15 protein-coding genes are annotated in these 12401 nt (G+C 68.4%); 6 read left to right on the top strand and 9 right to left on the bottom strand.

Translation table 11 applies throughout. The features are described from left to right. Positions 1-62: 62 nt before the first annotated feature. Both OG627_RS18180 and OG627_RS18175 read right to left on the bottom strand, forming a co-directional pair. Complete coding sequence (locus OG627_RS18180; protein ID WP_329066382.1) at positions 63-986, bottom strand: NADP-dependent oxidoreductase; 924 nt, start codon at positions 984-986, stop codon at positions 63-65. 130 nt (positions 987-1116) lie between these two features. Next, positions 1117-1488: a MerR family transcriptional regulator gene (locus OG627_RS18175; protein WP_329066380.1), complete on the bottom strand. Its 372-nt coding sequence runs from the start codon at positions 1486-1488 to the stop codon at positions 1117-1119. A gap of 574 nt (positions 1489-2062) precedes the next feature. Here OG627_RS18175 and OG627_RS35535 point away from each other — a divergent pair. Further along, a complete protein-coding gene (locus tag OG627_RS35535; RefSeq protein WP_443073498.1) occupies positions 2063-2212 on the top strand; it encodes a hypothetical protein in 150 nt (49 codons plus the stop codon). 823 nt (positions 2213-3035) lie between these two features. On the opposite strand, the gene OG627_RS18165 is transcribed toward OG627_RS35535, so the two are convergent. Further along, complete coding sequence (locus tag OG627_RS18165) at positions 3036-3584, bottom strand: hypothetical protein (protein WP_329066376.1); 549 nt, start codon at positions 3582-3584, stop codon at positions 3036-3038. 163 nt (positions 3585-3747) lie between these two features. Continuing rightward, positions 3748-3951, bottom strand: a complete 204-nt coding sequence (locus OG627_RS18160; RefSeq protein WP_329066374.1) for a hypothetical protein — start codon at positions 3949-3951, stop codon at positions 3748-3750. A 428-nt stretch (positions 3952-4379) separates the two neighbouring features. Here OG627_RS18160 and OG627_RS18155 point away from each other — a divergent pair, with 428 nt between their 5' ends. Continuing rightward, positions 4380-5303 carry an FkbM family methyltransferase gene (locus OG627_RS18155; protein WP_329066372.1) on the top strand — a complete coding sequence of 308 codons (924 nt, stop codon included), beginning with the start codon at positions 4380-4382 and terminating at the stop codon, positions 5301-5303. Positions 5304-5561: 258 nt separating this feature from the next. On the opposite strand, the gene OG627_RS18150 is transcribed toward OG627_RS18155, so the two are convergent. From OG627_RS18150 to OG627_RS18140, 3 genes are read right to left on the bottom strand one after another with little or no spacing between them, the layout of a single operon-like run. After that, positions 5562-5942: a hypothetical protein gene (locus tag OG627_RS18150; protein ID WP_329066370.1), complete on the bottom strand. Its 381-nt coding sequence runs from the start codon at positions 5940-5942 to the stop codon at positions 5562-5564. Beyond that, complete coding sequence (locus OG627_RS18145; protein WP_329066368.1) at positions 5939-6670, bottom strand: GntR family transcriptional regulator; 732 nt, start codon at positions 6668-6670, stop codon at positions 5939-5941. Before OG627_RS18145 ends, OG627_RS18150 begins: the two co-directional genes overlap by 4 nt. Next, a complete protein-coding gene (locus tag OG627_RS18140; protein ID WP_329066366.1) occupies positions 6663-6905 on the bottom strand; it encodes a hypothetical protein in 243 nt (80 codons plus the stop codon). Before OG627_RS18140 ends, OG627_RS18145 begins: the two co-directional genes overlap by 8 nt. A gap of 670 nt (positions 6906-7575) precedes the next feature. Here OG627_RS18140 and OG627_RS18135 point away from each other — a divergent pair. Then, entirely contained in the window at positions 7576-8331 is a 756-nt protein-coding gene (locus OG627_RS18135) for a GntR family transcriptional regulator (RefSeq protein ID WP_329066364.1), read from the top strand. Positions 8332-8387: 56 nt separating this feature from the next. Next, the gene (locus tag OG627_RS18130; RefSeq protein WP_329066362.1) at positions 8388-9185 is read left to right on the top strand and encodes a hypothetical protein; all 798 of its coding nucleotides are present in this window, start codon (positions 8388-8390) and stop codon (positions 9183-9185) included. A 62-nt stretch (positions 9186-9247) separates the two neighbouring features. Here the strand turns inward: OG627_RS18130 and OG627_RS18125 are convergent, their stop codons facing one another. Together OG627_RS18125 and OG627_RS18120 are read right to left on the bottom strand one after the other, a co-directional pair. Continuing rightward, on the bottom strand, positions 9248-10030 hold the full coding sequence (locus OG627_RS18125) for a glycosyltransferase family 2 protein (protein WP_329066360.1): 783 nt from the start codon (positions 10028-10030) through the stop codon (positions 9248-9250). Continuing rightward, positions 10027-10815, bottom strand: a complete 789-nt coding sequence (locus tag OG627_RS18120) for a GntR family transcriptional regulator (RefSeq protein WP_329066358.1) — start codon at positions 10813-10815, stop codon at positions 10027-10029. The genes OG627_RS18125 and OG627_RS18120 overlap by 4 nt, the downstream gene beginning before the upstream one ends. Positions 10816-11061: 246 nt before the next feature. On the opposite strand from OG627_RS18120, the gene OG627_RS18115 reads away from it, so the two are divergent. After that, positions 11062-11343: a hypothetical protein gene (locus tag OG627_RS18115; protein ID WP_329066356.1), complete on the top strand. Its 282-nt coding sequence runs from the start codon at positions 11062-11064 to the stop codon at positions 11341-11343. Next, positions 11340-12305 (top strand): DUF2637 domain-containing protein, encoded by a 966-nt coding sequence (locus OG627_RS18110; protein WP_329066354.1) that lies wholly within the window; start codon positions 11340-11342, stop codon positions 12303-12305. Before OG627_RS18115 ends, OG627_RS18110 begins: the two co-directional genes overlap by 4 nt. The last annotated feature ends 96 nt before the right edge of the window (positions 12306-12401 follow it).

The raw sequence follows: 12401 nt of genomic DNA, 5'->3' as shown, positions 1-12401 counted from the left end.
GTCCATCATCCGGACGCGGGCCCGAGCGAAACCCCCCTCCCCCACCCCCTCCCCCTCTCAGGTCACGCCATGTCGATGACGACCTTGCCGAGGGCGTGGCCGTGCTCCACGAGGGCCAGGGCTTCGGCTGCCTGGGAGAAGGGGTAGGTCTTGACGACATACGGGTCGAGACGCCCCTGGACCATGAGCGCGGCGGCGCGCTCCAGGTCGGACCGGTCCACCCGGCGGCGCACCATCTCGCCACCGAGTTCGGACACCGTCGGGTCGGTGACGGACACCACCTTCCCGACCTCGCGCGCCAGCGGCGCCACGGCGCGCAGGGACGCGCCGCCGACGAGGTCCACCACACCGTCGACACCGTCAGGCGCGAGGTCGCGCACCTGCCGGACGGCATCGCCGTCGGTGTAGTCGACGAACGTCACGCCGACCGCCTCGGCGAGCGTCCGCTTGGCGGTGCCGCCCGTACCGATGACGTTCAGGCCGCGGTCGCGGGCGACCTGCGCGGTCACCAGCCCGACGCCTCCTCCGACCCCGTTGACCAGGACGGTCGCCCCGCCGGGCAGGCCGAGCTGGTCCACCGCGTTGAGGGCGGACGTGACCGCCACGGGGATGGTGGCCGCCCAGTCGTCGCGGAGCCCCTCGGGCTTGCGCGCGGTGTTGGCCCCGTCCAGGACCGTGGTCCGCGCGAAGGTGCCGGCCCCGGTGAGCGTGCAGCCGAACACGGTGTCGCCCACGGCGATTCCCTCGACCTCAGCTCCCACCGCCAGCACGACACCGGTGGCCTCCGCCCCCAGCACGTGCGGGAACGGCTGTTCGCCGTAGAACTGCGGGGCGATGCCGGAACGCAGCTTGAAATCAAGGGGGTTGACGCTGGCGACGGTGACCCGCACCAGCACTTCCGCCGGATTCGGAACCGGATCCGGCCGGTCGAAGAACACCTGGACCTGCGGACCGCCGAACTCACGGAACCCGAACGCTTCACTCATTGTCATCTCCTGGACCACGTCCCACGGGCGCCGACGCCTCGCGGCGTCAGCACCCTGCCGATGACTCCAGACGCTAGGACTTGACACCGGTGTCAAGTGCAAGTCATGCCCGCGAGTGCGGGCATCCGCGTCAGGGCGCTGACGTGGCGGCGCAGTCGTGGTGGGGGTTGACCGCGGCGTCGATCACTTCGTCCAGGCGGTCGCGCACCCCATGCAGATCGGAGATCCGCTGCTCCACCCGCCGACGCTCGGCCGTCAGCAACTCCACCACCCCCGGAGCCACCTCGCCCGCGTCCACCGAGGGCAGCACCTCACGGATGGCCTTGCTGGAGAGCCCCGCGCCATAGAACAGCTGAATGAGCCGCACCCGCTCCACGGCACTCTCGTCGTACTGCCGGTGCCCGGCCGGCGTCCGCGTCGAGACGAGCAACCGCTGCTGCTCGTAGTAGCGAAGCACCCGAGTACTGACTCCCGCTCCCGCGGCCACGTCACCGATCCGCACCGGCTCTCCTCCTCCACCCCACAGAACACCCCCCACTCCCCACCCGACAACCCTGACACAGCCGCCGCCCTGCCGACCGCGCCCTCTCAGGCAGGCAGAGACCTGCGGCACAAGAAACGCCAAAGGGGCGCCTCCACCCCGGAGACACCCCTTCTGACCTGCTGCGGTGGGTGTGGGATTTGAACCCACGGTGACATCGCTGCCACGACGGTTTTCAAGAGGATCCAGCGCCCGATTCCCGTAAGCCGCTGACCACTACGAACACCACATCACGGGCGACTCGGGGCCCCCGTGGGGGACACCAAGGGGACAGGAGGTGCGGTACAGCGGTACGGGCCTCAGCCCGCCGCTCCCTCCCCCTCACGCCGAGCGGCCGGCAGCAGGAGGCCCGCTCACCACTCCTCCAGCACCCCTAGGACGTCGAGGAGGCTGCGATGAAGTTTCCACCCGGTGCGCAAGATGCGGCGCGGGAGGTCCGCCGTTGAGCGGTGCGGCACCCCGGTTTAACCGGTGCCGTCGTGTCACCTCCCCTTGCAGGGGGGGAGGTGCGCAGTCAGTTCCTGCCGTATTTACGATGGTAATCGTCGTCGTTGTCATAGTTACCGTCGTAATACTCGTCAGCATTACCGTGCTTACGGTGCCACTCGCCGTCGTTACCGTAGTTTCCGTCGTAGTAGCCGTCGTTGTCGCGCGCGTCACGATGCCAGCCTCTCGTGGTCTTTAAGCCCTTGCCGGGCTCAGGGGCGTACGCGGTGGCGGGAGAGTCGAACGGTATAGCCGGTGTCGGCGGACTTTCTTCGGACTCGGGAGACGAAGGGGCGTACGACTCAGCAGAGCTGACATCAGACTCTGAGTACACGGCAGTGGGCAGTCCAGAGGGGCTAGAGCCGGGCTCCTCGTCAGAGTCGATGGCCACGCCGATGACCATGGCGAAACCGACGACAAGAGCCGCAAAGCCCCATACAGCTCCTCCATTGACTTTCTTCACAGTCTCCCCTCGGCCTTGATCGGCGGGAAGGCCCCGTTTCATCCGACTCTGCTCCGAGGTGTCGAGGTCAGGCAATTTGGATCTGTAACCGGGTCTGAGGAGGGCGATCCGGGCGCGCTCGGACCGGTCGGCGCGCTCGGAAGGGGTGAGCCACCGTTGCTCAGTGCCGTTGGGAAGTGCCCGCCGAGCGCCGGTCCATGCGTGGACAGCTTCGCTTGAGTGGCGGCGGGTGGCGTCGGATATCGACTCCTCGTCGACGAGCGTGAGAGGGATTCCGCATTTCGCGCACTGCCAGTCCATCCTGTTTCCCCCAATACCTGATGCTGTTGATGCCAGTCGAGTTGGGTATTCGACTCCGAAATCTCTGAGTGGGCGATCATCTAGCTGGTTCGGCTGATAATTCCTTGGCAAGGTCGAAGAATTCGTTGGTCAAGACAACTTTGCGTTGGAGGGCAGAGAAGCAAATCCCACCCGGTACAGCCAGGGGGCGTGACCGGGGCGTGGAGGCAGCGGGGAGCCAGGCAGGCGCGATGCGAGCCTCAGCCTGCCAACCCTCTCTTCAGTCCGCCGCTCCTTCACCATCCCGCCGGGCGGCCGGCAGCAGGAGATCCCGCTCGGGATGGTTTTCCCCAGTGACCTTGCCCTGAACTCCGAGATCCACGCGAGCCGCCTCATGGAACTCGTTGATCTCTCGGAAGACGACCCGGTTCCGCTCCCGCCACTCGTCCAAAGTGCCCTCAGTTCTCCCGGTGGCCTGCCAGTCGATCGCGCGAACCGCGGCATGCAGCTCGTGAGCCGCCTCCACCACCTCGTCGCCACCGAGCAGCATGATCTGCTCAAACGACCGCCCCCGCTGCCTCTCGGCCTCCGCAAGCTCCCCCCGCATCTCGACCTCGGGCCGCTCGCTCCGCCGGATCCCTTCCACATGCTCGTACAACTGCACAGCCAGAAAGATCCCAGCCCGCACCCGGTCGACGTATCCCCCGTAGGCATCCAACTTCCGGTCGTCCCACCGGGTCAGCAGCTCGCGCTGATGCCGGCTCCGCTCCATCACATAGTTGGTGAGATGCGTCGTCATCGCGCCCAACAACACGGCAGCGATGGTCACGAGCTGCTCGCCGGTACCCAACCTGTCCCCCAGCAGCCGAAGTCATCTAGATCTCTCAGAATCTTAGAAGCGCGGCCGCTGGGGGACAGCGGTAATGCTGAAGCAGGAACTTCACGGCCCGCCTCGTTGGCTCGGGTCGTCAGCCTCAGAGCACGGTGAAGCGCTACCGGAGGGCGATGACGAACGCAAGGATGCCGACCACAAGAGCGACGCCGGTCATGGCAACGACGAGCGGCGTGGAAAGGCTCGGGTGTTGGTGCGCCACATACAGCAGGCCAACGAAGACCACCATGAGGAATCCGAAGACCAACACGAGTACGAGCAACAGAAGCATCTGGGTGTGGTCCTGGGGACCGGTCGAGCTCATCGGGCTTCGTCCTTCAAGGGACTCGGGCGTACGGCAGACCGAACGCGGAAGGGTGCTCCGCCCCCTCAGAACGGGGTAGCTGGAGCAAGACGGGGACACTTTGGCGAGTGCGGTAGTTAGCCACGCAAGCTCGCCGAGAGCGGTTCTGTCTTGGCTCCACCGGGCGGCGCCACCCGGCGTTGGCCTGGCACCAGACTTGCCAGCGAACGACTTCCATTCAATGGATCTGACCTGCGGCTATCCGGTATTTCTGCCACCCGGCAGCCTTGAATGGACGGCGCATCCACGCTATGAAACGCGCGGCAGCCGGGCCTTGGACGGGTGCCCTTACACCGGCGCCCGCATAGCCACGCAACCCTGAAGTGAGCATCGCGAGCGCCTCTCGGCCGGGCTACGGTTTACGCGGACCCGGCGGAGAGGCCAGTTGGATGCTCAGTCGCAGCTCAGATCTATTGATCACCCTCGGGAGGGGCTACGTACGAGACGCCCCCGGGGCCCTCGGCAAGGCCGCCTTGGCCGGGCGGTACTTGAACCCGCGGCTCCGTGAACGCCCACGGCGGCGGGTTACCCGGTCCCGGTTCGACGCCCGATTCGCCGTCGACACAGAGGATCTGATCCAGCGGTACCTGTACATGTTCGGGGTGTGGGAACCGCACATGACGCGGTGGCTTCAGGGGCGGCTGCGGCCCGGGGACACGTTCGTCGACGTCGGCGCGAACATCGGGTACTACAGCGTGCTGGCGGCCGGGCTGGTCGGGGCCGAGGGCCGGGTCGTGGCGATCGAAGCTTCGCCCGCATTCCATCAGAGGCTGCTGCAACACACGCAACTCAACGGCTGCGACAACGTCCGAGCGGTCAATGGCGCCGTCTCCGACAGCCGGAAGACCTTGACGTTCGTGCTGGCCAGCTCGGCGAACATGGGCGCGAACAGCATCGTCCCGTACGACGGGCCGGCCGAGTCGTCGTTCGAGATCGAGGCGTTGCCGCTGCCCGAGCTGCTCACGGTCGAGGAGATCACGAGCGCCCGGGTGATCAAGATCGACGTCGAGGGGGCCGAGGGGCCGGTCGTACGGGGGATGGTGCCCCTGCTCGACAAGCTGCGGCCGGACGCCGAGATCACGGTCGAGGTGACCCCCGACCGGATGGCGCTGCTCGGCGACTCCGCCGAGGAGTTGCTGCGGACGATGCGGGATCACGGTTTCCACGTCTACCGGCTCGCCAATGACTACGCGCCCGAGAGCTACCCGGCGGCGATCCGGAACAAGGCCGTCGTACCCGTGCGGTGGCGGGGGCCCCTCGATGGCGAGAGCGATCTGATCTTCTCCCGGATCCACGCGGAGACACTCTCCTGACGTACGCCCCACGCACTGCGGGCCGGCGCCCCCATGTAGAGGGGGCCGACCCGCAGTCAGCAGGGCGACGCTGTCACCAGCGGATGGGGTCCAGCGTTCCGCCGGCGCAGAGCGGGCAGGCGACTCGGTACGTGCCGAGGCAGGTCACACAGCCCTCGAAGCCGAAGCAGTCCGGGCACCAGATGACCCGGTGTCCGGTACAACATCCGCAATGGGTGCTGGGGCGACGGCTCTCCGGTGGTGTCTGAGCCGCGGCGGTCATACCGCCGTCTCCGCAGGTAGCTCAGGACCGCCATCCTGGTCGTCGTCATCGTCCGACACCGACAACCGCGCCGCTCGGCTCTCCGCCACCCGGAGCACGTCCCCGAGCGCCTCCGTCACCCGCGTCAGTGCGAGGCGGAGGTCACTCGCGTTCGCTTTTCGGCCGGCAAGGATGGCTGTGGCGTCGTCCAGCACCTCCGCCGCCACGCCGGTCTGTGCTTCCTCCACGTCGTCGGCGAGCCGGGACATCATGCTGCCGCGACCGTCGGTGCTCAGGAAGCAGGGGTTGCCCTCGGGGCTGGACCACGGCAGCAGCCGAAGGGAGTTGACGCGTAACTGCGTCGGCGCCGGAGCGCTGTCGTCCTGATGGCCGGTCATCCCGTCGCCTCCAACTCGTCGGCCGCAGAACGGCCCGTGTGCAGAATCTCGCTGCGATCACCCGGCAGCACGAGGAGCGCCCCCTCCACCACGCGCCCGCCAGAGTCGGTAGAGAACCGTTCCACCGCGAGCACCGGCGACCGTCGGGTGATGTGCAACAGCTGTGCCTCGTCGCCCGTGGGGAACCGGGCCGTGACGCGCTCGGTCGTGGCCGCCGCCCGTACCCCGACCGCCGTCAGCAGATCTCGTACGTCGTCGCCCCACGGCGAAGTCCCGTTCCTCTCGACCGCACCGAGCCGCGCCACGGCGTACGGCACGTACACCCGGGCCAGGCTGCGCGGGGAGGCACCCTGGTGGCCGATGAATACGTACTCCATGAGCGGGCTGCCCACCCGTACGGCCAAAAGCAGCGCCAACCGGCCGTCGGCCTTCACCATGTTCCGGTCGTGGCTGACGCTGAGACCGACGCTGACAGCCGCGTTGGCCGGGCGCTCACTGGCGTACGTGAGGCGCTGCCCGGGACGGCGGACGAAGTTGCCGGCGCCGTGGCGCTTCTCCACCAGTCCCTCGCTCTGGAGAACTTCCAGGGCATTGCGCAGAGTTGGGGTACTGACCCGGTAGCGCGCGGCGAGTTCCTGCTCGGCCGGCAACCGCTCGCCGACCGGCCACGTACCCGCCGCGATCAGTCGGCGGAGGTCGTCCGCGATGTGTTGGTAGCGGTTACCCATGCGTCCGCTCCTTTCCTTCTGCCTCGCTGGAATCGCCGTCTCCGCCCGTACCGCCGGAGACGGCGACAGCCCGCAGATGGCAGGCACAGACGCACGCCTCGTAGACGATCGGCACGTCAGCCGGCGGAATCTTGGGCTCCGCCTCTCCGCACTCGTGCGTGCCGATGCGGCAGGGGAGCGAGTAGTACGGCACCGCCGCAGCGATGGAGGGCACTTGTCGGTGGCGGATGGACATCACAGAACCTCCGCGACATCGAAGTGCGGGCGGACCAGGAGCGCGCGGCGGCGCGGCGTGCGCCACAGATGTGCTCGTTCCTCGCTGGTCAGTACGTACGGGCGGATGAGGAGGTTGTCCTCTCCTCGAAGCGGCTCCGCATGCTTCGGATACCGCGGCGTCCGAGCCGCGGACGGTACCGGGGGCGGCGCGGCCCGGTACGCGGACGGTCGCCGTCGCCGACGCGTCGAAGGTGCAACGAGCTGCCATCCAGTCCACGCGGCAGCACGCCGGATAAAGTCGAACACGCTGATCAGCTCCCTATAGCTGATGGCTGTGCCCCCGGACGCCGCTGGCTGTCGCGGGGGCATTTTTGCTGACTGCGGCCCATGCGATGCGGCCCCCGGCGCTGGTGACGACAAGCCCGAACCAGTCGGCCGTCTCCAGTACCGATAAAAGCTCCTTCCAGGAATCGGCCCTGGCCAGAACCGATTCCGGTACCTCCGTCTCCACGCACAGGTGGCCGGAGTGGTCCAGCACGCGTACGGCGAGCCCGAGTCCGGCGCCGGAGAGACGTGCGGCCATCCGGTCAGCACGAATTCGAGGTGAGGGCACACGACCTCCGTCGCCACGGGATCACTTTACGTAAAGCTAGTTAACTAGATTAGAGCTAGTGGACTAGATTTTCCATATGCGAGAGCAACCGCCCTACCTCCGGATCGCCGACGTGCTGCGGCAGCGCATCGCCGATCAGGAGTGGACGCCGGGCGACCGGCTCCCGTCCCGTGCCCAGCTCGCACAGGAATGCGAGGTGGGAGAGAACGTCATCCGCCGCGCGCAGGAGCTGCTCATCTCGCTGGGCGTGCTTGAGGGGCGTACAGGATCCGGTACGTACGTGGCCGAACCGCGCGAGCGGCTGCGCATGGTCCGCTCGCAGTACCGCGAGCAGCGCGGCGGCTCGCCGTTCTCCGCAGACATGGCGTCACTCGGCAAACGCGGTACGTGGGAGAGCCGTACGGACGCGAAGGTCCCGGCCCCGGCCGGTATCGCGGCGCGGCTCGGCATCACGGAGGGGGACCTCTGCGTCCGTACGGCTTACGAGTTCCTGGTCGACGGCAAGCCGGTTCAGGTGTCGACCAGTTGGGAGCCGTACGCCCTCACGTCGGGCACGCTGATCGTGCTGCCCGAGGGCGGACCGCTCGCCGGCGCGGGAGTCGTCGACCGTATGGCCGAGATCGGCATCACGGTCGGCCACGTCGTGGAACAGCCCCAGCCCGGAGAGGCCGACGCCGAGGAAGCGACGCTGCTCGGCGTACAGCGCGGCGCGCTCGTGACCCGGATCCGGCGAACGTACTACAGCGACGAGGCGCGGCCGGTCGAGACGGCGGACATCGTCATCCCGGCCGCCACCTGCGAGATCGTCTACGAGGTGCCGGTCAGCCCGTAACCGGTCAATGCCTCAATGCCGTTGCGATGTCAGACCCGAGTGCGACACTTCGGCGTATGTCTCTCGCCGATCTCAGTCTCGACCAGTGGCGGCTCTTCGAGCTGTCCGCCGCGCGCCGCGTCGCCCAGGAAACAGCCTCCCGGGTGGATGGCCGTGTGACCGTCGTCGAGACCGTTGATCACCTCGGCGCTCCGCTGCACCGTGTGCGGATCGAGCGGGACGGGCAGGAGTTCGCCCTGATACCCGGCGGCCCGGTGACCCTCGGGTTCGACCTTGACGCCTGGCATCCGACGCCCGAGCAAAGTGCCGACTACGCGGAGAGCCTGGAACAGGGCTTCGGCTACGGCTCTGAACTGCGGGCCCACCTCGCCGAGGTACTCAGCCCGCGCCGAAGTGCCGTGCTGGCCACCGTGCTCATGGCCGTGGAGGACGAGAACCTGACCGAACCGCCCGCCGACATGCCGGCCGTCCTCGCGGCACGTGGCCTACGGATGCCGAGTTCCGATGAGTGGGAGCACGCCTGCGGCGCCGGCGCGAACACTCTGTTCCGGTGGGGCAATGACTGTCCCCTCGACCGCATCCCCTACGGGGACGACACCGGCCCGCATCAGCAGCTGAGCGGCTTCGGGCTGCGGATCGCGTACGACACCTACCGCACGGAGCTGACCAGCGACAGCACCTCGGTCCACGGCGGCGACGGCGGCGAGTCCGTGTGCGGGGGATACGGCCACGTGCTGGCGTGGCTGCCCCTGGCCACCGCCAACCGCAACCCTGCCCTGGCCGAGTTCATGTACGGCCCGGACGGTGAAGACCTCTGCGAGGACCTCTCCACCCGGCCCGTACTCACACTCTGACCCGCTACTCACACTCTGATCCCGCTCAGGGCACTCAGAACGCTCCTGAGAACTCGGGACACTCAGGAGACAAGGCCGGGGTCTGCCGGGAAGCCCCACCCCAGCCCCGGCAACGCCCGCGCCCGCGCCTCCACCACCGCCATCCGCGCCTCCCGCTCCGCCGGGTCCACGTGCGCGGCCTGGCCGGTCGCCTGGCCGGGCCACTTGCGGTAGAGGAGCCCGACCTCGGGGGTGAACCAGCCTCTGCTGACCGCGTCCAGCGCGAGCAGGAGCCCGGTGTCCTCGGAGGCCGGCAGCGCCATCCATCCGCCGAGCGCGAGCACCAGCTCCCGACGGGCGAAGAGCGTCGCCGGGTGGACCGGGGCGCGGTAGTCGTTGGCCGACCAGTACGCCAGCACGGCGCCGCGCGCGAGGGGGCCAGCGTCGGGGTCGCCCGGGAAGCCGGCCGTGGAGCCGTCCGGCAGCAGGTCCAGTACGCGCGACGTCGCCCAGCCGATCGTGCGGTCGGCTTCGAGCGCGGCCAGGTCGCGGGCCAGCGCGCCTACCGGCAACTGGTCGTCGGCGTCCAGGACCTTCACGTACTCGCCGTCCGCGTGCGCGAGCGCGAGCGTACGGGCGGTCCCCGGGCCGCCCGGGCGACCCTGATGGAAGGTGACGCGCGGATCATCGGGCACGTGCGGCGCGACCTCGTCGCTCCGGCCGTCCTCCTGGATCAGCCAGTGCCACTCCCACCCCTCCGGCAACTCCTGCGCGCAGAGCGACTTGTACGCGTCCGGCAGGAAGTGGGCGGAGGGCGCGTGGACAGCAGTGATGACGATGATGCGCCGACTGCTCACGGCACTCACCACCTTTCCAGGGGAGTGACGAAGAGCATTTCGGTGCGGTCACCGGGGAGGGTGACGTCGGACATCTCGACGACGCGGTCGTTGAGGTCGAACGAGGTTTTCCGGAGCAGGAGGACCGAGGTGCCGGGCGGTAGCTCAAGCTCCTCGGCCTCTTCCGGAGTCGGCGGCCGGGCAGTGACGCGTTCCTCTATACGGTCCAGTTCGATCCCGACCGAAAGCAGTTGGCTCTGCGTACCGCCGGGCCAGGGCTCGTTGGCCGCGTCCAGGAGGTCAGGGTTCGACTCGACCAGCGCGCGGACGAGATATGAGGTGACCAGCGCGAACGGCGCGGTCTCGGCCGCGTACCGCGTCCGGTAGGTGCGCTCCACCAGGGCGCTTCCCTCAGGGACGCCGAGCGCCTCGGCGACCTCCTTGTCCGCCTCGGTCTCGCGGTACGACGCGTGGAAGACGAGATCGTTGACGCCGAGGCCGGTGTCATGCTCGGTGGAGCCCGTCTCCAGCCGCTTGGCTTCCGGCTCGCGCGCCCGGTCCTTCTCCCACTGGTGCCGGTCGTTGGTGCGCAGCACCCTCGTACGGGCCCGGCGGACGAAGTTGCCGCGGCCGTGCTGCTTCTCGACCAGCCCCTCGTCCTGGAGCAGCCGGAGCGCGTCCCGGATCGTCGGAACGCTGCGCCGGTACCGCTCCGCGAGCTTCGTCTCCGAGGGCAGGCGGTCGCCGGGCTTCAGCTCACCTGCGCGGATGGACTCCCGTAGCTCGTCCGCGATCCGCTCGTATGCCTTGGCCATGCGTGGTCACCGTCCTGTCGTTCGACGGCGCCAGCATACGACTCCTAAAGAGGTCTTGACGACTTGGGGAGAGCTGAGTCATAGTCAGTAACTCCTAAAGAGGAGTTGAGGAGAAGACCTCTTTAGGAGTTGCTCGCAGTTGCTTCGCTACGAGTCGCCCGTGGCGGTCGACGGGTCACACGATGCCCGCCACGCGCCGACTCGCCCCCAGACCCGTCCAGCCCCATCAGCCCCAGGAGAGACCCCGTGCGTATGCGTATGTACGAGCCGGATCCCCACGCGTCGGATCCCGAGGACTTCCGCGCCCTGTTCCTCGGCGAGCGCGGCGAGAGCGCCCAGGAGCGCCGGATTCGGGAGGCGGCGGCCCGTGACGTACTGGCTGAGCTGATCGAAGAGGGCCGGACCGACGCGATCGGCCGGCTGAACGCCGCGTACGCGTTGCTGCTCAGCATCAGCAGCAACAGCAACAACGTCGTGCCGATGACGCGCTCGGACGCCGCGCCGGACGCCGAGGGAAAAGCCGCGTGAGCGCCGTCTCGACCATCCCCAGCGCGAGCACGGCGCCTCCCCCGCTGAGCACGGCGGAGAAGGCATTCCTCGGTGCCGTACTGCCCGCCGGTGCCGGCGTGGGCAGTCTCGGTCTCGTCGCCTCTTTCGACTCCGTCTCCTCCGCCGCGAGCGACTGGGGATTCACCGAGGCGTGGATGCTGCCGGTCGGTATCGACATCGCCATCCCGGTCTTCACAGCAGCCAATCTGCTGCTGATCAGGCTCGGCATGCCGCTGGTGTGGGTGCGCTTCGTACCGTGGGCGCTCACCCTCGTCACCTGTTGGCTGAACATCGCGGCGGGAACGTCGGTCTCGGCGAAGGTCGCCCACGGCGCCATGCCGCTGCTGTGGGTCGTGCTGAGCGAGATCGCCGCGCACGTCTACGCCGTACGCATCGGGGTCGCCACCGGCGCCCGGATGGAACGTATCCGCCGCTCGCGCTGGCTCTTCGCACCCCTCACCACCCTCATGCTCTGGCGCCGGATGGTGCTGTGGGAGACGACCGACTATCGCGAGGCACTGGCGCTGGAGCGGCAACGACTCATGGTCCGGGCCGAGTTGCGCGAGAGCTACGGCCGTAACTGGCGACGTACGGCGCCGCGCCGCGCTCTCGTCCTCCTCAAGCTGGGCGAACTCGCGCCGGAGGGATACCTCCCGACCGACGCGGAGAAGGAACCCCCGGCCGACTCCGAGGCCGACGGTCGGGCCAAGCCGGAGAAGTACCGCCCGCGCCTGACGTGGGACGAAGCGATCGCCAAAGCCCGCGAGAAGACAGCGGATTGGCCGTACGAACGGCTGGACGCCGAGCCGATCCGCAAGGCCGTCGGCTGTAGCCAGGGCCGTTCGCGGCAGCTGCGCGACGCGCTGAGGGCCGAACGTCGCCCTGTCCCTCCCTCCGCGCCGCCCAGAGCCGGACTTGAACCGGCACGCCCCGCCGGCTGAGGCGAAGAACCCACCACGAACTCACGAACTGAGGCCCGGCCGCTGCTTTGGCGGGTAGGGCCGGGCCTCAGCTCTCTCCATCCCTCTCAGGAAGGA

The sequence above is a fragment of the Streptomyces sp. NBC_01429 genome (assembly GCF_036231945.1).
Taxonomy (GTDB): domain Bacteria; phylum Actinomycetota; class Actinomycetes; order Streptomycetales; family Streptomycetaceae; genus Streptomyces.
Note: the sequence above shows the minus strand (reverse complement) of the source record. Positions and strands in the feature narration are given on the sequence as shown.